The sequence below is a fragment of the Demequina muriae genome (assembly GCF_030418295.1).
GTDB classification, from domain to species: Bacteria; Actinomycetota; Actinomycetes; order Actinomycetales; family Demequinaceae; genus Demequina; species Demequina muriae.
Genome location: NZ_JAUHQA010000001.1, coordinates 1,473,078 through 1,492,813 on the forward strand (window position 1 = coordinate 1,473,078; position 19,736 = coordinate 1,492,813).

The 19,736-nt window shown below is 70.1% G+C and carries 20 protein-coding genes; 13 read left to right on the plus strand and 7 right to left on the minus strand.

What is annotated here, in order from left to right; translation table 11 throughout:
- Window positions 1-127: 127 nt before the first annotated feature.
- From QQX02_RS06865 to QQX02_RS06875, 3 genes are read right to left on the minus strand one after another with little or no spacing between them, the layout of a single operon-like run.
- Window positions 128-367 (minus strand): helix-turn-helix transcriptional regulator, encoded by a 240-nt coding sequence (locus QQX02_RS06865; protein WP_301142085.1) that lies wholly within the window; start codon window positions 365-367, stop codon window positions 128-130.
- Window positions 367-864 carry a hypothetical protein gene (locus QQX02_RS06870; protein WP_301142086.1) on the minus strand — a complete coding sequence of 166 codons (498 nt, stop codon included), beginning with the start codon at window positions 862-864 and terminating at the stop codon, window positions 367-369. The genes QQX02_RS06865 and QQX02_RS06870 overlap by 1 nt, the downstream gene beginning before the upstream one ends.
- The gene (locus tag QQX02_RS06875; protein WP_301142087.1) at window positions 861-1,289 is read right to left on the minus strand and encodes a hypothetical protein; all 429 of its coding nucleotides are present in this window, start codon (window positions 1,287-1,289) and stop codon (window positions 861-863) included. The genes QQX02_RS06870 and QQX02_RS06875 overlap by 4 nt, the downstream gene beginning before the upstream one ends.
- Window positions 1,290-1,442: 153 nt before the next feature.
- Here QQX02_RS06875 and QQX02_RS06880 point away from each other — a divergent pair, with 153 nt between their 5' ends.
- From QQX02_RS06880 to QQX02_RS06900, 5 genes are all read left to right on the plus strand, one after another.
- Window positions 1,443-3,467, plus strand: coding sequence for a GMC family oxidoreductase (locus QQX02_RS06880; RefSeq protein ID WP_301142088.1), 2,025 nt, complete (start codon window positions 1,443-1,445; stop codon window positions 3,465-3,467).
- Between the two features lie 38 nt (window positions 3,468-3,505).
- Window positions 3,506-4,162, plus strand: coding sequence for a DsbA family oxidoreductase (locus tag QQX02_RS06885; protein ID WP_301142089.1), 657 nt, complete (start codon window positions 3,506-3,508; stop codon window positions 4,160-4,162).
- Between the two features lie 203 nt (window positions 4,163-4,365).
- A complete protein-coding gene (locus QQX02_RS06890) occupies window positions 4,366-4,707 on the plus strand; it encodes an ArsR/SmtB family transcription factor (protein ID WP_301142090.1) in 342 nt (113 codons plus the stop codon).
- 22 nt (window positions 4,708-4,729) lie between these two features.
- The gene (locus QQX02_RS06895; protein WP_301142092.1) at window positions 4,730-5,701 is read left to right on the plus strand and encodes an SRPBCC family protein; all 972 of its coding nucleotides are present in this window, start codon (window positions 4,730-4,732) and stop codon (window positions 5,699-5,701) included.
- Window positions 5,698-5,952, plus strand: a complete 255-nt coding sequence (locus QQX02_RS06900) for a DUF4287 domain-containing protein (RefSeq protein WP_301142093.1) — start codon at window positions 5,698-5,700, stop codon at window positions 5,950-5,952. The genes QQX02_RS06895 and QQX02_RS06900 overlap by 4 nt, the downstream gene beginning before the upstream one ends.
- A gap of 27 nt (window positions 5,953-5,979) precedes the next feature.
- Here the strand turns inward: QQX02_RS06900 and QQX02_RS06905 are convergent, their stop codons facing one another.
- Window positions 5,980-6,567, minus strand: coding sequence for a DUF6518 family protein (locus QQX02_RS06905; RefSeq protein ID WP_301142094.1), 588 nt, complete (start codon window positions 6,565-6,567; stop codon window positions 5,980-5,982).
- Window positions 6,568-6,712: 145 nt separating this feature from the next.
- Here QQX02_RS06905 and QQX02_RS06910 point away from each other — a divergent pair, with 145 nt between their 5' ends.
- Window positions 6,713-8,305 carry an ABC-F family ATP-binding cassette domain-containing protein gene (locus QQX02_RS06910; RefSeq protein WP_301142095.1) on the plus strand — a complete coding sequence of 531 codons (1,593 nt, stop codon included), beginning with the start codon at window positions 6,713-6,715 and terminating at the stop codon, window positions 8,303-8,305.
- Between the two features lie 133 nt (window positions 8,306-8,438).
- Window positions 8,439-10,076: an alpha-amylase family protein gene (locus tag QQX02_RS06915; protein ID WP_367304230.1), complete on the plus strand. Its 1,638-nt coding sequence runs from the start codon at window positions 8,439-8,441 to the stop codon at window positions 10,074-10,076.
- 45 nt (window positions 10,077-10,121) lie between these two features.
- Here the strand turns inward: QQX02_RS06915 and QQX02_RS06920 are convergent, their stop codons facing one another.
- Genes QQX02_RS06920 through QQX02_RS06930 form a run of 3 tightly spaced genes read right to left on the minus strand, consistent with a single transcriptional unit; the run spans window position 10,122 to window position 12,992 of the window.
- Complete coding sequence (locus tag QQX02_RS06920) at window positions 10,122-10,865, minus strand: NYN domain-containing protein (RefSeq protein ID WP_301142097.1); 744 nt, start codon at window positions 10,863-10,865, stop codon at window positions 10,122-10,124.
- Window positions 10,866-10,869: 4 nt separating this feature from the next.
- On the minus strand, window positions 10,870-12,312 hold the full coding sequence (locus QQX02_RS06925) for a sensor histidine kinase (protein ID WP_301142099.1): 1,443 nt from the start codon (window positions 12,310-12,312) through the stop codon (window positions 10,870-10,872).
- Entirely contained in the window at window positions 12,309-12,992 is a 684-nt protein-coding gene (locus tag QQX02_RS06930; protein ID WP_301142101.1) for a response regulator transcription factor, read from the minus strand. Before QQX02_RS06930 ends, QQX02_RS06925 begins: the two co-directional genes overlap by 4 nt.
- 197 nt (window positions 12,993-13,189) lie before the next feature.
- Between QQX02_RS06930 and QQX02_RS06935 the strand changes: the two genes are divergently transcribed.
- The 6 genes from QQX02_RS06935 to QQX02_RS06960 all read left to right on the plus strand — a co-directional run bounded on the left by QQX02_RS06935 (window position 13,190) and on the right by QQX02_RS06960 (window position 19,702).
- Window positions 13,190-13,831, plus strand: a complete 642-nt coding sequence (locus QQX02_RS06935) for a DUF4956 domain-containing protein (protein ID WP_301142103.1) — start codon at window positions 13,190-13,192, stop codon at window positions 13,829-13,831.
- Complete coding sequence (locus tag QQX02_RS06940) at window positions 13,828-14,619, plus strand: polyphosphate polymerase domain-containing protein (RefSeq protein WP_301142105.1); 792 nt, start codon at window positions 13,828-13,830, stop codon at window positions 14,617-14,619. Before QQX02_RS06935 ends, QQX02_RS06940 begins: the two co-directional genes overlap by 4 nt.
- 12 nt (window positions 14,620-14,631) lie before the next feature.
- On the plus strand, window positions 14,632-16,452 hold the full coding sequence (locus tag QQX02_RS06945) for a carbohydrate-binding domain-containing protein (RefSeq protein WP_301142106.1): 1,821 nt from the start codon (window positions 14,632-14,634) through the stop codon (window positions 16,450-16,452).
- Between the two features lie 145 nt (window positions 16,453-16,597).
- Window positions 16,598-17,785 (plus strand): N-acetyltransferase DgcN family protein, encoded by a 1,188-nt coding sequence (locus QQX02_RS06950; RefSeq protein WP_301142107.1) that lies wholly within the window; start codon window positions 16,598-16,600, stop codon window positions 17,783-17,785.
- A complete protein-coding gene (locus QQX02_RS06955) occupies window positions 17,782-18,906 on the plus strand; it encodes an alanine/ornithine racemase family PLP-dependent enzyme (protein ID WP_301142108.1) in 1,125 nt (374 codons plus the stop codon). Before QQX02_RS06950 ends, QQX02_RS06955 begins: the two co-directional genes overlap by 4 nt.
- A gap of 34 nt (window positions 18,907-18,940) precedes the next feature.
- Window positions 18,941-19,702: an EAL domain-containing protein gene (locus QQX02_RS06960; protein WP_301142109.1), complete on the plus strand. Its 762-nt coding sequence runs from the start codon at window positions 18,941-18,943 to the stop codon at window positions 19,700-19,702.
- Window positions 19,703-19,736: the final 34 nt, after the last annotated feature.

Here is a 19,736-nt window from a genome sequence, read left to right on the forward strand (position 1 = left end):
TGGCGGGTTGATGACCGCATCGGCGCCGGCACGGACGATGCGACCAGTGGTAGTGGTGCAGTTTTTGGGTGTGCTGAGTAGAGGTCGGGTGCCTGCGGCAGCCGAACCGTGATGGGTGAGAGGTGGTCTAGTCGGGGTCGTCGGGATACTGGAAGACGTCATCGAGCGGCACGGAGAAGGCCCGCGCGATCTGGAAGGCCATCTCGAGGGACGGCGAATACCGCCCCTGCTCGATGGCGATGACCGTCTGACGGGTGACGCCGATGCGCTCCGCCAGCTCGGCCTGCGTCAGCTCCCCGTGCGTGAACCGCAGCGCGCGGATGGAGTTGGTGACCCTGGTGTTCGGGGGTTTCGGAGAGCGGCCCATCAGAAGCCTCTCCGGTACGCGCGGATCTTCACGAACGCCTCGACGAGTGCGCCCACGAAACCCGACAGGAAGGCGGCGTTGCCGATCCAGAAGGTGTCCGCGTCGATCATGGCGAGCACGAGCACGGCCAGCATGCCGAAGGACACGACGGTGGCGGTGGCCCGGTTGCCCAGGCGCTCGATCTGCTTGTCCCGCTCGTCCGAGCCCAGTTCGAGCTCGGGGTTGCGGCCGCGCGCGGCGAGGCCGATCGCGCTGCCGACGGCGGCGAGGATCGAGCCGATGATGGTGCCGCCGATGGAGATGCCGATGGCCCACAGCATCGGCACCACCCACGACACCTCGTCGATGGGCTGGCTGAGTGCGCGGGGAACCACCACGGCGAAGTACGCGACGGAGGTGGCGACGAACACCACCAAGTAGACCCAGACCGCGCGCTCCTCCATGGTCATCGGCGCCCGCTCGTCGTCCTCGGGCTGGCGGAGCTCGTGTGCGTTCATGCGCGGACTCCCTCGCGGTACTCGGCGATCGCGACGCCCGCGCCAGCGAGCGAGCCGAGGAAGGGCCCGACGAACAGCACGTGGGCGACCCAGAAGTCGCTCGCCCCCTGGGTGAGCATGATGATCGCCGCCAGCACTGCGAGGCCCGTCAGGCCTGCGCCAGCGGCCTCGCCGTGCCGGAGGATCTCGACGTCGCGCACGTCCGTCACGCGCTGGCCACGCACGCGCCACCGGGTGGCGCCGTAGATGACGGCGTAGAGGCCGCCCCCGACGATCATGGTCCAGAGCAGCGGGCCCTGCCAGGCGACCTCGGTGAACGGCAGGTCGTCGGTCACGGCGCGGACGATCACGATCGCCCAGTACGCGGCGACGACGATGATGCTCAGCGCGAGCCCCACGATGGTGTTGCGTTCCTCGAAGGTCATGCCCATCTCCGATGTTAAGAGTTCTTGACACGGTGAATGTAAGCCTTCGCTGACACCATGTCAAGAGTTATTGACATTGGGAACGCGGCGGGGCCGTCGCCGACGGTCCGGAGGCGAAACAGAAGCGTCATCAAGCGGCCGTAGGCTGGCCGCATGACCCATGTCGACGATGACGTGCTGGCCGCATGGGTGGCTGCCGTGGTGCCGGAGGCGGATGTCACCGTATCCGCCCCGCCGGTGGCAGCTCGTCTCGCCGCGATCCTCACCGACGACCACCCGGGCGGCACCGCTCGCTTCGCCGCGATGGCGGCCCGCATCCCTGCAGGCCACGCGGCCACGCGCCAGGATGACGTCGACGTGCGATGGTTCGCGCGCCTCGCCGCGCGCGTGCACCTGGCGGACTCGCGCACCTGGCGCGGACTCGGCTGGCGACCGTCGCCGATGTCGGTGCCGGAAGGGTCGGACATCGCCGACGAGGTGATCGCCTCGCTCGTGGGCCGCGCAGAGCTGCGGTCCCGCTACGACGCGGTCGTCATCGGCTCGGGCGCGGGGGGCTCCGTCGCCGCCCAGGAGTACGCCGAAGCCGGCCTGCGCGTGCTCGTGATCGAGCGAGGCCACGCGCCCCCGACTCACGCGCTCGCGCGAGACCACCTGCGCAACCCGCGTGCCGATGCGGGCCTCGACGTGCTGACCGGCCCCTCCATCCATGGCAACCCCCGCGTGCTCGGGGACGGCACCGTGGTGACCTCCGCCGACCCACGGTGGGGCAACAACGCGATGACGCTGGGCGGCGGCACGCGCGTCTACGGCGGCCAGGCGTGGCGGTTCTCGCCGGACGACTTCCGGATGGCCTCCACGTACGGGGTGCCGGAGGGCAGCGCCTTGGCCGACTGGCCGGTGTCGTACCAGGACATGGAGCGCTACTACGCCCACGCGGAGTTCGAGTGGGGAGTGTCGGGGGCACCGGGCGACCCAGCGACGGAGGGGGTGCGATCGAGCCCGTACCCGCTGCCGCCGATGCCGCGCACACCCGGCGCGCACCGCCTCAAGGAGGGGGCCGATGCGCTCGGCTGGGAGACCCTGCCCGTGCCGCTGCTCGTCAACTCGGAGCCCTACCGGGGTCGCGCGGCGTGCGTACGGTGCGCGCAGTGCGTGGGATTCGCGTGCCCCGTGGGAGCGAAGGCAGGCGCGCAGAACACCACCCTGCAGCGCGCCGCGCGGACGGGCCGACTCTCCATCCTGGTGGGCGCGCAGGCCGTGCGGCTGACGACGGACCGCACCGGCCGCGTCACGGGAGTGGCGCTCCGCAGCGCCGACCCATCCGCGCGGTGGGACGCCAGCGTCGAGGCGGAGCAGATCGTGCTCGCCGCAGGTGCAGTGGAGAGCGCTCGCCTCCTGCTGGCGAGTGCCCATTCCCTCGAGCCGACGGGCGTGGGCAATGCTCACGACCAGGTGGGGCGGCACCTCCAGGCCCATATCTACGCGGGGGCTCTGGGCATCTTCGCCGACCGGGTCGAGGACGGCACCGGACCGGGACCTGCGATCGCGACCAACGACTTCCGCCATGGGAATCCGGACGTGGTCGGCGGCGGCATGCTCGCGAACGACTTCGTGCCCACCCCCGCATCGGCCCTGGGATACCTGCAGGATGCAGGCCTGATTCCCCACGCGGGCCCCGGCATGGTGAGCGGTCTGCGCGATCTGGCGCCGCGCATGCAGCGGGTCGTGGGACCCGTTCACGAGGTCACGACGGCCGATGCGCGCGTCACGCTGGATGCGCGAGTCACCGACCACGCAGGCATGCCGGTGGCGAGGCTCTCGGGAGAGGTGCATCCCGAGGACCTGCGGGCTCAGCGGTTCCTCACGGAGCGGGCCGAGGAGTGGCTGCGCTCCTCGGGAGCAACCACCGTGGTGCCGATGGGCCTGCGCAGGCCCGGCGGAGGCCCGAGTGTGGGACAGCACCAGGCGGGCACGTGCCGCATGGGCGACGATCCCGGCACGTCCGTGGTGGACCCGCTCGGCCGAGTGTGGGGCCACGACAACCTGCGCGTCGTCGATGCCTCCGTGCATGTGACGAACGGGGGAGTGAATCCCGTGCTGACCGTGATCGCCAACGCGTACCGGATCATGGATGCCGCCGTGGGTGTCCGCGAGGCCGACGAGGCGTACAGCGAGTGACCCGGAATCTCCCGACCGACGCGCACGTTGCTCCCGCCATGACTGACACCGCTGCGCCCGCCGCCCTCCGCATCGACACCTGGGCCGACATCGTCTGCCCGTGGTGCTACGTGGGTGAGGCGCGCCTGCGGGCCGCCGCCGAGACCGGGCCCACTCCCGTCGAGCTGGTGGTGCACGCGTTCGAGCTCGATCCGTCGCATTCGCACCCCGAGCGCGTGATCGACATGCTGTCGCGCAAGTTCGGCGCCTCGCCGGAGCAGGCGGCGCAGATGGATGGCCGCGTGGCGGAGCTCGCCCGTGCAGAAGGGCTGCCGTACTCGTCCGACCGCGTGACGGCGAACACGTTCGATGCCCACCGGCTCATCGCGGCCGCGGCCGTCGACGGACATAGCCTTGAAGTGCGCGAAGCGATCCAGCGCGGGCACTTCGACGGCACGGTCGACATCTCCGATCACGGGGCGCTGGCGGACGCCGCCGCCACCGCAGGCATGACCCGCGATCGTGCGGTGGAGATGCTCGCTGGCGAGGATTTCGCGGACGCCGTGCGTGCCGATCAGGCACAGGCACGCGAGCTCGGCGCCACCGGAGTGCCGTTCACCGTGGTCGGTGGGCGACTCGCGATCCCTGGCTGCGTCGAGACCGCGCAGTACGCCGAGGTCATCGAGCGCGTGGCCGCCGAGGCCGTCGCCGGCTGACCGGCCCGCCGCTCGCGGCCCGCACCCCAGCCTCTCGCTCCACTCTCGCCCCGCTCCCCGCGCCCTGCATGCGCGTTTCCTCGCGCAAGTGTCGAAATCTGTGCGCTTCCACCCCTGCCAGTGCACGGTTCTCGACACTTGCGCCTGGTGGTGCGGTACAGATCTCTTGACACGCGCATCGGCCGGTCGTAATGTACAACCAAATGGTTGTAGAAGCTGAACTCACCGACGACGAGGTTGACCGGATCTTCCGGGCCCTCGCCGATTCCACGCGCCGCGACATCGTGCGCCGCAGCCTCGCAGGCGAGGCGTCGGTCACCGAGCTCGCTCATGCGTACGACATGTCCTTCGCGGCGGTCCAGAAGCACGTCGCGATCCTGGAGGGAGCCGGTCTCGTGACTAAGCATCCCCACGGCCGCGAGCGCAAGGTGCGCGGCAATCCCCAAGCGATCCGGCGCGCCCAAGCGCTGCTGGACGCATACGAGCAGATCTGGCGCGCACGCGTCGACCGGCTCGACGCGTTGCTCGCCGACGCCCCCGAGTAGCCCACCGCAGGAAGGCCCCGCCATGCCCATCACCTCAGTCGACAAGGACCTCGACGCGCTCACCATGACGGTGATCGCCGATTTCGCCGCCAGCCGCCAGCGCCTCTGGGAGGCCTACACCGACCCCCGCCAGATCGAGAAGTTCTGGGGTCCGGTCGGGTGGCCCGCGACCTTCACCCGCCACGACGTCTTCCCCGGCGGGCGCAGCAACTACGTGATGACCGGCCCGGACGGGGAGAGCTCGGGAGGCTTCTGGGAGTTCCTGGCGGTCGACCCCGGCCACTCCTTCGAGGTCCGAGACGGCTTCGCGGACGACTCCGGCAACGAGAACACCGAGATGCCGTCGATGCGCATGACGTTCCAGTTCGAGGACACCGACGGTGGCTCCCGGCTGGTCACCACCACGCACTTCGGCTCTCTCGACCAGCTCGAGCAGTTGATCGGGATGGGCATGGAGGAGGGCATGACGTCCGCAATGGGCCAGATCGATGACGTGCTGGCGGACCTCGAGTCCTTCGCCGCCGGCCGGTCGGCGGAGGCGCAGATCCTCTCCGACACCCAGGTGCGGGTGTCCCGTGTGATCCGGGGCACCCCGGAGCAGATCTGGCGGGCCCACCACGACCCCGACCTCATGAAGCGCTGGCTGCTGGGCCCCGACGGCTGGACCATGCCGGTCTGCGAGATCGCTCAGAACGTGGGCGACACGTACCGCAACGAGTGGGAGGACGAGAACGGGGAGAACAGGTTCGGCTTCACGGGCGAGCTGCTCGAGGCCGAGGCCCCGTTCCGCGAAGTCACCACCGAGTCCATGATCGGGATGGAGGGCGAGTCCAACATCAACGAGCTGACGCTCATCCCCGTCGATGGCGGCACCCTGCTCACGGTCGTGATCACCTACCCGAACGCCGAGGTCCGGGACATGGTGCTCGGCACGGGCATGGTGGACGGCATGGAGACCAGCTACGCCCGGCTCGAGGACGAGGTGTTCGTATGAGCGAGGCACACCCGCACCGGGTCGTGGCCCCCGAGGTGGACCCTGGCGTCAGGGTCAAGGGTCCCGCCTCCTACTTCCCGTCGATCGAGCGGACGTACGGACGGCCCGTCCAGGACTGGCTCGACCTCGCTGCGGATCGGCTCGACGATCACCGGCACATGGAGGTGGTCGAATGGCTCAAGTCGGACCACGGGCTGGGGCACGGTCACGCGAACGCGATCGTCGCGTACGTCAAGGCGAAGCTCGCCTGACCCCCGCTTCCCGCTTTCCGCTTCGGCTCACATGGCGCCGTAGATGTAGAACAGTGCACCGGCGAAGACCGCCGTGGTCGCGCAGGCCAGGAGTATGCCGGGCGCGTTGCGGAGTCGGGTGATGGCGAGCCACACCAGCACGCCGACCCCGACGACAACGGCTGACCACCAGTAGGCGACGGGCGTGGTGTCTGCGACCCTGAGGAGCCCGTGCGCCGCCTCCCCGATCGCCACTCCAGGAAACACCGCCGCCGCGACCGCGCGCAGCGTCCACGAGTGCGAGTGGCGCAGAGTCCACAGCGCATAACCCATCGCGGCCCCGGCGATCACGCCAGCCGTGCACCACATCAGCACCATCGAGGTGCTCACGCCGTAGCCCCTCAGCGCGGAGGTGGCGTAGTACCCGACCATCGCCATCGGACCGGCTGCGGCTCCCGTCGCCATCCGCGCCCACACCGAACGAGTTGCCATCGACACGGCGGCGGCGAGCGCGACGACCGGAGCGGCGGAGTTGAAGAGCGGTGCGAGCACCTCGGGTGAGAAGGTCTGTCCGAAGGAGATGACGACGCCGGCGAGGAGCGCGCCGACAAGAGCGAGGGGTGCACGGAGTGACATGCGGGGAGTATAGATCGGCGCGTATGATCTCCTTGGCCATCGATTCCAGCCCGGGAGACTTGCTCGACATGAAGATCTAGGTTCGCCAGACGCTTAAGTTCTGGTCACGCGCCCGCACGCACCCCAGACGTATTGCGAGAACCCTGTGTCTTCCCTGTCCTTCTCTCACCTCACATTCCTGTGGCCCGACGGCTCACCTGCGATCGCCGATGCGACCGGTGCGCTCACCGGCGGCCTCACCGGCGTGGTCGGCGCCAATGGCGCCGGCAAGTCCACCCTGATGCGGCTGCTCTCTGGAGAGCTCGCCCCCGCATCGGGCACGGTGCTCCGTCCCCCGACCGTGGTGCATGTCCCTCAAGACGTCGCCCTCGACAGCGAGGGCAGGGCCGATGCGGTGATGGGGCTGGCACACGTGCGCGCCGCACTACGCGCGATCGAGTCAGGCTCAGTCGACCCCGCCCACTACGACGCCGTCGGCGACGACTGGGACGCTGAGGAGCGCGCATCGGGCACCCTCGCCCTGCTCGGCCTTCCCCCAGACACGCTCGACCGTCGCGTGGGGGAGCTGTCCGGAGGGGAGATCACGCGCCTGGCGCTGGCCTCCGCGCTGCACCGCCGACCGGACGTCCTGCTGTTGGATGAGCCGACCAACAACCTGGACGCGACGGCCTCGGCGCAGGTGCTTGAGGCGCTGACGAGCCGCCGCGAGCCCACCCTGGTGGCGAGTCACGATCGGGAACTGCTCGCACGGGTGACCGCCATCGGCGAACTCCGACGGGGACGGCTGCGGTGGTTCGGAGGAGACCTCCGTGCGTATGAGGAGGCGATCGATGCTGAGCGTGCGACTGCTGATCAGGCCGTGCGCAGTGCGCGCGCGGATGTCGCACGCCAGCAACGGGAGCTCCGCGCGCATGTGGAGGGCTCGGCCAAGCGCCAGCGGGTGGGTGCGAGGAAGGCGAAGGAGGCGAACCTGCCGAAGATCATCGCGGGCGGCCTCAAGCGCAAGGCGCAGACGACGGAGGCGCGCGTGTCCGCCGTGCACGAGCAGCGGCTCGACGACGCCCGCGCGAGGCTCGACGGCGCCCAGGATGCGGCTGATCGCGACCGAGAGATCCACGTCGACCTCCCAGAGACGACCGTGCCCGCGCGACGAGACGTCGCGCGACTCGACGACTGCGTGCTCGCCACGGGAGTGACCGTGTCCGCCACCATCCAGGGTGCGGAGCGCATCGTGCTCGCGGGCGCGAACGGGAGCGGCAAGACCACACTGCTGCGGACGCTGCTCGGCGAGATCGCGCCTCGCGCGGGTGAGGCGACGGTGCACGTGCCGGCCGGCTACCTGCCACAGCGACTGGACCTGCTCGACCCCGGCCTGACCGTCGTGGAGAACGTCCGCGCACGGGCGCACGGCGCGACGCCGCACGACGTCCGCGCCGGTCTCGCACGGTTCCTCTTCCGTGGCGATGCCGGGGACGCGCTCGCCGCGACCCTGTCGGGTGGCGAACGACTGCGGGCCACGCTGGCGGCGGTGCTGCTGGCACGCCCGGCACCGCAGCTGCTGCTGCTCGATGAACCGACCAACAACCTCGACTTCGCGTCGCGGACCCATCTGGTGGATGCGCTCGCGGGGTATCAGGGGGCGCTGGTGGTGGTCAGTCATGACGCCGACTTCGTCGCCGCGCTGGCGCCCACCCGCGAGTGGCAGCTCGACGGCACCTTCCTCGACACCCTCCTGTAGGAAGGTTCTGTACACGGAATGCGCTCGTCGTGCGTCGGGTAGGAAGACCGCGCGTGTCATCACCGTGACCCCCGGGGCATAAGGAGAGCCCCCGACCCGTTGCCCAGCCATGAGACCCGCCAATCAAGCTGATGTGTGGTGGCGCAACGCCACGGTCTACTGCCTCGACGTCGAGACGTTCCAGGACTCCAACGGGGATGGCATCGGCGACTTCCGGGGGCTGACCTCCCGCATCGATCACCTGGCGAGGCTCGGCGTCACGTGCCTGTGGCTGATGCCCTTCTACCCATCGCCCAACCGTGACGACGGCTACGACGTGGCCGACTACTACTCGGTGGACCCGCGGCTCGGCACTCTCGGCGACTTCGTCGAGATGATGCGCACCGCGCGCCACCACGGCATCAGGGTGATCGCGGACCTGGTGGTCAACCACACCTCGGATCAGCACCCGTGGTTCCAGGAGTCGCGGTCTTCACTCGATAACCCCAAGCGCGACTGGTACGTGTGGCGGGACGAGCCGCCGGAGGGCGCGCCGCAGGCCGTGATCTTCCCTGACGAGGAGGACAGCCTGTGGCGGCGCGACGAGGCGACGGGTCAGTACTACCTGCATCACTTCTACCGTCACCAGCCCGACCTCAACATCTCCAATCCGGACGTGCGCGACGAGATCGCCCGCGTCATGGGGTTCTGGATGGAGCTGGGGCTGTCAGGCTTCCGCGTCGACGCGGTGCCGTACCTGCTGACGACGGGTCACACCCAGGGCGCCGACGTGGAGACCGACCCGCACTCGTACATGCGAGCGCTGTCCTCGTTCATGACACGGCGCTCGGGAGACGCGATCATGCTCGGCGAGGTGAACGTCCCCTATGACGAGCTGATGCGGTTCTTCGGCGACGGCGGGGACGAGCTGGACCTCTCGTTCGACTTCCCCGGCATGCAGGCGATGTACCTTGCGCTGGCACGCCGGGACGCCGGGCCGCTGCGAGACGCGATGGTGTCCCGACCGCTCGCACCGCGCGACACCCGATGGGCGACGTTCGTGCGCAACCACGACGAGCTGACACTCGACCAGCTGTCCCCCGAGCAGCGTGACGAGGTGTTCGCCGCGTTCGGCCCCGAGCCCGACATGCAGGTCTTCGGACGAGGACTGCGACGCCGGCTGCCGAGCATGTTCGGCGGTGACCAGGACCGCATTCGGATGGTGTACTCGCTGCTGTTCTCCCTCCCGGGCACCCCGGTCCTGTTCTACGGCGAGGAGATCGGCATGGTCGAGAACCTCGACGTCCCCGGCCGCTCCTCGGTGCGGACTCCCATGCAGTGGGAGCCGGGGCCCACGGGCGGGTTCACCACTGCGGACGTCGACCAGATGCGCAGGCCGATGCCGGCGCGGCCGTTCGGTCCCGACCACATCAGCGTCGAGGCTCAGCGCGGGGACCCGGACTCGCTCCTCACCGCCATGTCGCGCCTCGCCGACCTCCGCCGGGAGATGCCTCACTTCGGCTGGGGCGACGTCGAATGGCTCGAGAGCGACGCGCCCTCGGTGCTCGCGCATCGGGCGGAGCTGGACGGCGAGTCCGTGATCGCTGTCCACCACCTCGGCGAGGCGCCCCTCGAGGTCACGTTGACGACGGGGCTGGAACCCGGCACGAGGGTGCGCGACCAGCTTGCGTCGGGTGCGGGAGTGGCGGAGCCGGTCGAGGTGGCCGCGGACGGCACTCTCACGCTGACGCTGGGTCGGTACGCCGCCCGCTGGCTGCGGCAGGTGTCGTAGCGGAGGCGGGCGCCCCCGCCCGATGGGGCAGCCCGACGGTCAGCGTTAGCGCGTCTTCTTGGGCGCCTTGAGTCGCACCATGACCGTCTTCTGCCTGCCCTCGCCGGTGGCCTGCGGATTGATCTCGTAGGCGGGATGGGCACTCATCAGGTCCTTGAGCTTCGAGAAGCCCCAGGTGCGCGAGTCGAAGTCGGACGCCAGGCGTGAGAGGTTGCTGCCCACCTCGCCCAGGTGCGCCCAGTCGTCGTCGCGCGCGGCCGTCGTCACGGCCTCCTTGAGCAGCGCATCGAGTCGGTCGTCGTGCTTCCAGTCGGCTTTGTCGGTCGGCGACAGCGGGGTCTCCGAGGCGATCAGGTTCTCGACGTAGACGAACGTGTTGCACGCCGCCACGAAGGGCTTGGGCGTCTTGCGTTCGCCGAAGCCGTACGCCTCGAAGCCCTGTTCGCGGATGCGCGCGGCGAGACGCGTGAAGTCGCTGTCGCTCGACACCAGGCAGAACCCGTCCACGGTGCCGCCGTGCAGCAGGTCCATGGCATCGATGATCAGCGCGCTGTCGGTCGAGTTCTTGCCCTGCGTGTAGCTGAACTGCTGGACCGGCTGGACGGAGTGGTCCAGCAGGCTGTCCTTCCAGGACTTCAACTGGTTCGTGGTCCAGTCGCCGTATGCCCTGCGCACGCTCGCGGTGCCGTACTTCGCGATCTCGACGAACAGCGCCTCCACGTACTTGGCGTGGGCGTTGTCAGCGTCGATCAGGACGGCGAGACGGGCTTGATCATTGGGTCGAGTCACGGGCTCACTGTGGCACATCGGGACGGGGGGTGGCAGGCGGACCGGCGGCGAGCGGCAGAGCGATGGTCACTCGTGTGCCCTCGCCCTCGGTCGATTCGACGTCCAAATCTCCCCCGTGCGCCTGGACGATCGCTGCCGTGATGGCGAGCCCGAGCCCCGCCCCGCCGGTCGCCCGCTGCCGGGACGAGTCGCCCCTCACGAACCGCTCCGTGGCACGCGCCGCGATCTCGGGCGCCATGCCCGGGCCGTCGTCCATGACGGAGACGCGTGCACGGCCGCCGTCACGCTCCACGGCCACCGCGACCGTCGCGCCGCCGTGAAGGGCGGCATTCGAGATCACGTTGAGCAGCGCCTGTCGCAGTCGATCCGCGTCCCCGGTCACGGTGAGCTCATCGCCGGCCGCGCTGAACGTGGAGTCCGGAAAGGCGGCCGAGGCGTCGGCCACGACGTCCCGCGCGAGCTGCGCGAGCGCGATGGGCGCCTGCGCGAGCTGCGGCTCGGCGTCGTACTTCGCCAGCTCGAGCATGTCGTCCACCAGCCGCCGCATCCGGCCGGCCTCCGCCTCGGTGCGCGCCCACGCGTCGGTCTGGTCGGCCTTCCGCGGGAGGGCGCCGCGGCGATGCAGCTCCGAGTAGCCCAGGACGGTGGTGAGGGGCGTGCGCAGTTCGTGAGAGGCGTCCGCGACGAACTCTCGCAGCCTCGTCTCCGAGCGCTCTCGCTCGCGCAGCGAGTCGGTCAACGTGGCGATCATCGCGTTGAGCGAGCCCGCCAGCTCTGCGGTCTCGCTGCCGCGCCCGGCCCCCTCCAGGCGTACGTCGAGGTCCCCTGCCGCGATGCGGGAGGAGGCGTCGATCATGCGCCGCATCGGCGTGATGCCCATGCGGATCATCCACCAGGCGACCAGACCCAGACCGCCGAGCATCAGCGCGATCCCGGCGGTCTCGATGGCGATGAGCCGCTGAGACGCGCTCTGCACGGAGTCCATCGACAGGGCCGTCACGTCCCACCCGTTGCCGGCGGGCCGCGCGAGCACGCGAAAATCGCCGGAGCCGTCGGACGACGGCGCCGTCACGACAGCGGCGAAGGTCGGTGACAGCTGGTCCACGTCGACCACCGGCACCGCATCGCCCGCGTCGTCGACGGTGGGCGCGAGCACCACGTGCAGCTCCCCGTCCGCTGCGAGGAAGCCGCGCAGCGCGTCCGACGGGCGGGACAGATCGTCGCTGGGGCTGCGCGGCAGGCGCTGCATCGGCTGGTCGACCACGAACGGCCCCGCGAATGACTCCAGTCGCTCGTCGAGCTGTGCCATCTGGTACTGGTGAGTGGTCGCGGTGACCGCGACGGCGATGGCGATCGCGATGGCGGCGATCGCGGCGAACCCCACCAGCACGCGGTCGCGCAGCGACAGCCGCGCCCTCGTCGAGGACGGAGCCACGGCGGCGCTCATGGCGCCCTCAGGGTGTAGCCGGCGCCGCGCACCGTGTGGATGAGGTGGGGCTCGACCTGGTCGACCTTGCGACGCAGGTAGCCGATGTACGTCTCCACCACGCCCGGATCGTCATCGGGTGAATAGCCCCACACGCCTTCGAGCAGCTGCCCGCGGGACAGCACCCGGCCCACGTGTCGCATGAGGTGGCGGAGCAGCCGGTACTCGGTGGGGGACAGCGAGGTCTCCACGCCGCCGCGCGTCACCCGATGGGCGACGTCGTCGAGAGTCAGGTCTGCGACGACGTACACCTCGGAGGCGCCCGGGGAGCGCTCCACCCGGCGCGACACCGCCTCCACGCGCGCCACCAGCTCGTCCAGATTGAACGGCTTGTCGAGGTAGTCGTCGGCGCCGATCGTGAGTCCCTCGACTTTGTCGGCTGCGCTGTCGCGCGCCGTCAGGAAGATGATCGGGGTGCGGTCGCCGGACTCGCGCAGCCGGCGGCACATGGCGAAGCCGTCCACGTGCGGCATCATCACGTCCAGCACGATGAGGTCGGGCCGGTGCTCCTTGACCGCGCGCAGCCCGTCCGCACCGTCGACGGCCTGGTGGACGGTGTAGCCCTCGTACCGGAGGGCGGCGACCAGCATGGTGCGGAGGTTGTCCTCGTCGTCCACCACGAGGATCGAGCGTGTGGGCATGGCCTCAGTCTCACACCTGAGGCTCAGAGTTTGCTGGGAACGCCCTGGCAGGCCGCTCAGCCCAAGTCACAGGTGGCTGTGCTGTCGCTCTCAGCGTTCTCCCAGGTGGGCGCGGTGCCATGGAGATCACCACCGCTCGACCCCCGGCGGCTCTCACGGAGCCATGACCGGGGCGGGCCCGATCTCAGAGGTGACCCGTGCCCATTGCTGCCTTCATCGCCGCCGACCTCATCGCCATCGGGGCGATGGTGTTCGGCCTGTACTTTCCCCGCCACCGCCGCCGCGACATGATCGTCGCGCTGCTGTCCATCAACGTGGGCGTCATGGGCGTCACGTACGCCATGACCAACGCGGAGATCTCGCTCGGGTTCGGCCTGGGCATCTTCGCGGTGCTGTCGATCATCCGGCTGCGCTCGACGGAGATGGACCACGCCGAGATCGCCTACTACTTCACGGCGATCGCCTTGGGCCTGCTGGGCGGCTTCCCGTCGATCTCGCCGTCGGTGAGCTTCACGCTCATGGCCGTGCTGCTCGGGGTGATCGCGATCGGCGACCACCCGGCGCTGTTCTCACGATCGCGTCAGCAGACCATGACCCTGGACCGCGCGTTCACCCGGGAGGCCGATGCGATCGCTCACCTGAGAGCGCTGCTGGCCGGGCCGGTGCATCGGGTGCAGATCCGCCGGGTGGACATGGTGACGGACACGACGCTGGTCGACGTGCGGTTCAGCGTGCCTCGCGGCGGGGACACAGCGGACTCGGCGCCAGCGCCGGTCGTGACGCCCGTGCGACACACGGCACCCGCGTCCGAGCCGATCGCCACGGGTGCGCACCGATGACCGCCACCGGAGCGTGGCCAGGTGTGATCGGTCGGCTTGCGCCCGTCACGCTCGAGGAACTGGATGCCACCGCCGCCCTGCAGACCCGGACCGACCGCAAGTATGTGCTGCGCCCCGAGACCTGGGCTCTGGCGCTCGCGTCCCTTGACGCCGCCCCGCGCGTGCTCGACATCGATGGCCTTCGCACATTCCGCTACGAGTCCGTGTACTACGACACCCCCGACCTGGATTCCTATCGCATGGCCGCGCGGCGACGGCCGCTGCGCTACAAGGTGCGCACCCGCCAGTACGTCGATACGGGCACCGTGGCGGTCGAGGTCAAGCTCCGCTCTCGCACCGGCGAGACGGTCAAGCATCGCGAGTGGCTGAGCCCGGGCGCGTCCCGCGGCGGCGGGCCCCGACTTCCCGCCGAGGCCCAGCGGTTCGTGGCGTCCTTCCCGGCGACGGCCGATGCGGTGGGGCGGCTCGCGGAGACGCTCACCACGTCCTACGAGCGGGTCACGCTCCTCACCGCCGATGCGCGGGTCACGGTCGATGCGCACGTGCGAGGACGCGACAACCGCGGCCGCGAGGCCGGCTTCGGCGACCTGCTGATCGTCGAAGTCAAGGCGTCGGCGCGTGCCGGCGCCGTGGACCGCGCCCTGTGGTCGCTCGGTGTGCGGCCGTCCCGCGTCTCCAAGTACTGCACCGCGCTCGCCGCGCTGCGTCCCGACCTCCCTTCCCATCGCTGGGCGCGCACGCTGCGCCGCCACCTCGACGCTCCCCAGCCGGCGCTCGCCGGCGCATAGAAAGGCACCCTCATGCGCATCCGACCCTCCGTCCTTGCCGCGCTCGCCGCCGGCTCTCTCGTGCTGACCTCGTGCAGCGCCGTCGCCACCGACCAACCCACGGCCGCCGCGACCGAGGAGGCAGCTGCATCGGCCGACGCCGCCGCATCGGCCGTCGAGTCCACGGAAGCGATCGACGTCGCGTCCCTGGTGGAGGCGACCTACGCCGACCTCGAGATCGAGGAGGCGGATCTCACCGCCGACTCCAGCGCCGCTGTCGACGTCGTGCTCGCAGATGGGGCCTCGAGCGGTGGCGACGGCGTCAGCATCGACGGCGACGTGGTCACCATCACGGCCGGCGGGGTCTACCGGCTGAGCGGCGTGCTCATCGCGGGCCGCGTCGTCGTCGATGCCGACGGAGAGGACGTCACCCTCCTCCTCGACGGAGTGGACATCACGTCGCCCTCCACCGCCGGGATCGAGGTCGCGGCGGCGGATCAGGTGGTGCTGTGGCTCGCGGAAGGATCGACGAACGCTGTCTCCGACGCGCAGGGCGCCACCGAACCGACAGAGGACGACGCCCCCAACGCGGCGATCTACTCGACCGCGGACCTGTTCGTCACGGGCACGGGCACCCTCGTGGTCGAGGCGGCGGCCAACGACGGCATCACCTCCAAGGACACGCTGGTCATCGACGCCGGCACCGTCCAGGTCACCGCGGCGGACGACGCGCTTCGCGGCAAGGATCACCTCGTGATCCGAGGCGGCGACCTCACGCTCGAGGCTGGCGGCGACGGACTGACGGCGGACAACGTCGCCGATGACGACGAGCCGAACAAAGCGGTGGGAGTCATCTGGATCGACGGCGGGTCGCTGGACATCACGGCGGCGGCCGACGCCATCGATGCGGTCACCCAGGTCACCATCGACGGCGGCGAGCTCGCCATCGACGCCGGTGACGACGCGGTGCACGCGGACGGGATCCTTCGCATCGCGTCCGGCACGGTCGACGTGGAGGCGTCCTACGAGGGCTTCGAGGGTGCGATCGTGCTGCTGTCGGGGGGAACGGGGACGGTCGTCTCGAGCGACGACGGCATCAATGCCTCGGACGGCATCAATGCCTCGGACGGCATCAACGCCTCGGAGGGCTCGGGCGCCGATGCGGGCATGGGCGGGGCGGGAGAGCCCGGTGGTGGCGCTTCAGGTGGAGGGGCCCGGCCGGGTGCGGGCGAGGAGTCCGATGCGACGACCACGGCGGATGACTCCGCGGACGAGGAGGCCGCCGCGGTGGTCTCGGCGTCGCTGACGACTGATGCGCCGACCACGGCGTCGCAGGACTCGACGGAGCCCGCGTCGGGCACGGATGGTGTGCGCCTGGAGATCTCCGGCGGCACGTGGGCGGTCGATGCGGAGGGCGACGGCCTCGACGTCAACGGCGCCGTCGCCATGACCGGCGGCACCGTCGTGATCGCGGGACCCACCGAGAGCATGAACGGTGCACTCGACTTCGACGGCGACTTCACGATCGATGGCGGGACGCTCGTCGCGACCGGAGCGGCGGGGATGGCGATGGCACCGTCTGGAGGAGCTCAGGCCATCATCGGCGTCTCGTATGGCGAGACGGTGGCGGAAGGCGAGACCGTCACGGTTGTCGACGAGGACGGGTCGGTGCTGGCGTCGTACACCTCCGCCAAGGAATCGCAGACTCTGGTGCTATCGACTCCTGACCTGGTCGCGGGCACGAGCTACGACGTGGTGCTCGGCGGCACGGCGGCGGGTGAGGCGATCGCCGGACTCGTGCTCGACGGCAGTCTCGCGGGAGGCGACGTGGCGGGGTCGGTCGAGGCGAGCTGACGTCCGCTGCGGGCAGAAGTGAGGTGACGGGAACCGGCGTAGACTGAGAGTTCACCCCCTTCTTGGTGGGGACCTCTCGTTGACACCGGCCTCCTGGCCGCAACGTCCCTGGCGCCTCCTTCCGAGCATCGACTCGAGGTCTGTCATGCGCCCCGTTCCGCCCCCCGTCTCCGCCCTGCCTGCGCCCACGAGCGCAGACTCGCGCCCCACGGCCGTCGTGTACTGCGAAGGCAACTTCGCCAGGATCGACGGGAAGACGGCCAACGGGCTGGTCCGCTCGAGCGAGCGCTACCGCATCGTCGCCGTCATCGACAGCACGATCGACGGAGCCGACGCCGGGCTCGCTCTCGGGGACGTCGCCGCAGGCATCCCCGTCGTCGACTCGCTCGCCGCAGCGCTCGCGGTCGCCACGCCTGGTCCGCTCGACTCGCTCGAGTCGCTCGCTGCACCGGTCCCGTCTCCCATGCCCGACGTGTTCATCTTCGGCCTGGCGCCGCTGTCGGGGCTCATGAGCCCCGCGGACCGCGCCGCGGTGATCGAGGCCATCGGTGCCGGGCTCGACATCGTGTCCGGCCTGCACGAGTTCCTCGAGGACGACCCCGAGATCTCCGCCCACGCACGGAAGGCCGGGGTGACGCTTCATGACATCCGTCGCCCGCGCCCCACGCGCGACCTGCGCATGTTCGACGGTGCCATCGACGGCGTCGATTGCTTGCGCATCGCGATCCTCGGCACGGACGGCGCGATCGGCAAGCGCACCACTGCCACCTTGCTGACCTCCGCGCTCAAGGCCGCCGGCGTGCACGCCGTCATGGTCGGCACCGGGCAGACGGGCCTCATGCAGGGCGCGAAGTACGGCGTCGCACTGGATGCGATCCCGGCCCAGTTCGGCGTCGGCGAGCTCGAGGGCGCCGTCGTCTCAGCGTGGGAGGGCGAGCGCCCGCAGGTCATCGTCGTCGAAGGCCAGGGTGCGCTCAGTCACCCCGCGTACCTCAGTTCGACCGTGGTGCTGCGTGCCAGCCGGCCCCAGGCGGTCATCCTGCAGCACGCCCCCGGTCGCACCGTGCTCAGCGATTATCCGGATGTAGCGATGCCTCAAGCCGCGGACGAACTGGCGCTCATCGAGCTCTTCGGGCGCACCCGCGTGATCGGCCTCGCGATCAACCACGAGAACATGCAGCACTCCGAGGTGGCCGCAGCGGCAGCCCTGTACGAGTTCGAGTTGGGCATCCCTGCCGCCGACCCGCTCTGGGATGGTGCCGACCGCCTGGCCGACATGGTCCTCCAGGCCTACCCCGCACTGGTGCCGGAGGGCGAGAAGGTCGCGACATGACCGCGCCGCGCATCGAGGTCGACCTTGCCGCGATCGAGCACAACGCCCGGACGCTGGTGGCGCGACTGGCGCCCACGGGAATCACCGTGACAGGAGTGACCAAGGCGACGCTCGGGTCGCCCCAGATCGCTCGGGCGGTGCTGCGCGGCGGCGTGACGCGCCTGGCCGACTCCCGCATCGAGAACCTCGAACGACTCCGGCGCGGTGGTATCACCGCGCCCTTGACCCTGTTGCGCTCGCCAGCGCCGGCCCAGGCTGCCCGGGCGATCCTCGCCGCTGACGTGTCGCTCGTGAGCGACATCGACGTGGTGCGCTCGCTGGCGGAGGCGTCGAAGGCGGCCGGCCTGTCTCACGGCGTCGTGCTCATGGTCGAGCTCGGTGACCTGCGCGAGGGCCTGATGCCTGGAGAGCTCCTCACCACCGCGCGGCAGGTGGCAGCGCTCGCCGGCGTGGAGCTCGTCGGCCTCGGTGCCAACCTCGCGTGCCTGAGCGGTGTGATCCCGGGCACGGAGCAGATGCGAGATCTGTCCGCGCTCGCCTCGCTCGTCGCGACCCGGCTCGGGCTTCCGGCGCTGCGCGTCAGCGGAGGCAACTCCGCCAATCTGCCGTGGGCTCTCGGTCGAGGCTCCGTTGGAGCAGTGAACGACCTTCGGCTCGGTGAGGCGCTGCTGTTGGGTCTCGACCCCCTGACGGCCCAGCCGATCGACGGACTGCGCACCGATGCCTTCACGGTGGTGGGTGCGGTGATCGAGTCGCGCGAGAAGCCCACGGAACCGTGGGGTCAGGTCGCGCCCGTGGCTGCACGCGCGGCACACGCCAGGCACTCGGCGCCCTCCGCGCGGGCCGGGCGGGCCCGTCGAATCCAGACCATCGTGGCTCTCGGCCGGCAGGACTCGGATCCGGACGGGCTGACCCCACCGGCGGGCGCGAGCATCCTCGGGGCCTCGAGCGACCACCTGGTCCTCGAGACGTCCGCCGTCGTCGCCGCCGGGGCGGAGATGCGATTCGGTGTCGACTACGGCGCGCTGCTGCGGGCCATGGCCTCGCCGTTCGTCGCGGTGCTGGCCACCGAGCCGGCCGACGTCTCCCTTGCGGCGTCGCCGTCTCCGAGCGCGCTGTAGTCGACGGGCGACTTCGCGGGGTTACGGTGTCCGCATGCATACACCGGTCCGGGACCACCTGCTGAAGTGCGAGCAGTGCCGCAGCGGCGACCCCTTGCCCTTCGAGTTCACCATGGCCTTCCAACCCATCGTCGACGTCCAGGAGCGACAGGTAGCGGCGTACGAGGCGCTCGTGCGCGGCGTGGACGGCGCGGGCGCGGCGAGCATTCTGGACAGGGTCACCGACGACAACCGCTACCGGTTCGACCAGGCCTGCCGCACCAAGGCGATCGAACTCGCGGCGCGCTTGGGGATCGAATGCCGCCTGAGCATCAACTTCCTGCCGAACGCCGTCTACGAGCCGGCGGCCTGCATTCGCGCCACGCTCGCAGCGGCCGAGCGGTTCGACTTCCCGATTGAGCGCATCGTGTTCGAGGTCACAGAGTCCGAGGACATGGTCGACAAGGGGCACCTGACGACGATCCTGCGGGATTACCGCGACCGAGGGTTCATCACCGCGATCGACGACTTCGGGGCCGGCTACGCGGGCCTCTCGCTGCTCGTGGACTTCCAGCCCGACGTCGTCAAGATCGACATGGGCCTGCTGCGGGGCGTCGATGCTGACCCCGTGCGTCAGGTCATCGTCGACGGTGTGATCGACATCTGCCGGAATCTGCAGATCGACGTGGTCGCGGAGGGAATCGAGACCTACGAGGAGTACTCCTGGTTCAGGTCCAAGGGCGTGCGCTACATGCAGGGCTATCTCTTCGCCAAGCCGGAGCTCGAGGCGCTTCCCAGCATCGACTGGCCAGACTGATTCTCGACGCCGCGCGGCCGTCGCAGGCGGAGGC

Excerpts from the sequence above, each read along its gene's own strand:
- QQX02_RS06890 (WP_301142090.1), top strand. The coding sequence starts at position 4,366 with ATGGTTGTAGAAGCTGAACTCACCGACGACGAGGTTGACCGGATCTTC.
- QQX02_RS06880 (WP_301142088.1), top strand. The coding sequence starts at position 1,443 with ATGACCCATGTCGACGATGACGTGCTGGCCGCATGGGTGGCTGCCGTG.
- QQX02_RS06885 (WP_301142089.1), top strand. The coding sequence starts at position 3,506 with ATGACTGACACCGCTGCGCCCGCCGCCCTCCGCATCGACACCTGGGCC.
- QQX02_RS06865 (WP_301142085.1), bottom strand. The coding sequence starts at position 367 with ATGGGCCGCTCTCCGAAACCCCCGAACACCAGGGTCACCAACTCCATC.
- QQX02_RS06955 (WP_301142108.1), top strand. The coding sequence starts at position 17,782 with ATGACCGCGCCGCGCATCGAGGTCGACCTTGCCGCGATCGAGCACAAC.
- QQX02_RS06960 (WP_301142109.1), top strand. The coding sequence starts at position 18,941 with ATGCATACACCGGTCCGGGACCACCTGCTGAAGTGCGAGCAGTGCCGC.
- QQX02_RS06895 (WP_301142092.1), top strand. The coding sequence starts at position 4,730 with ATGCCCATCACCTCAGTCGACAAGGACCTCGACGCGCTCACCATGACG.
- QQX02_RS06945 (WP_301142106.1), top strand. The coding sequence starts at position 14,632 with ATGCGCATCCGACCCTCCGTCCTTGCCGCGCTCGCCGCCGGCTCTCTC.
- QQX02_RS06930 (WP_301142101.1), bottom strand. The coding sequence starts at position 12,992 with ATGCCCACACGCTCGATCCTCGTGGTGGACGACGAGGACAACCTCCGC.
- QQX02_RS06900 (WP_301142093.1), top strand. The coding sequence starts at position 5,698 with ATGAGCGAGGCACACCCGCACCGGGTCGTGGCCCCCGAGGTGGACCCT.
- QQX02_RS06950 (WP_301142107.1), top strand. The coding sequence starts at position 16,598 with ATGCGCCCCGTTCCGCCCCCCGTCTCCGCCCTGCCTGCGCCCACGAGC.
- QQX02_RS06925 (WP_301142099.1), bottom strand. The coding sequence starts at position 12,312 with ATGAGCGCCGCCGTGGCTCCGTCCTCGACGAGGGCGCGGCTGTCGCTG.
- QQX02_RS06870 (WP_301142086.1), bottom strand. The coding sequence starts at position 864 with ATGAACGCACACGAGCTCCGCCAGCCCGAGGACGACGAGCGGGCGCCG.
- QQX02_RS06875 (WP_301142087.1), bottom strand. The coding sequence starts at position 1,289 with ATGACCTTCGAGGAACGCAACACCATCGTGGGGCTCGCGCTGAGCATC.
- QQX02_RS06905 (WP_301142094.1), bottom strand. The coding sequence starts at position 6,567 with ATGTCACTCCGTGCACCCCTCGCTCTTGTCGGCGCGCTCCTCGCCGGC.
- QQX02_RS06940 (WP_301142105.1), top strand. The coding sequence starts at position 13,828 with ATGACCGCCACCGGAGCGTGGCCAGGTGTGATCGGTCGGCTTGCGCCC.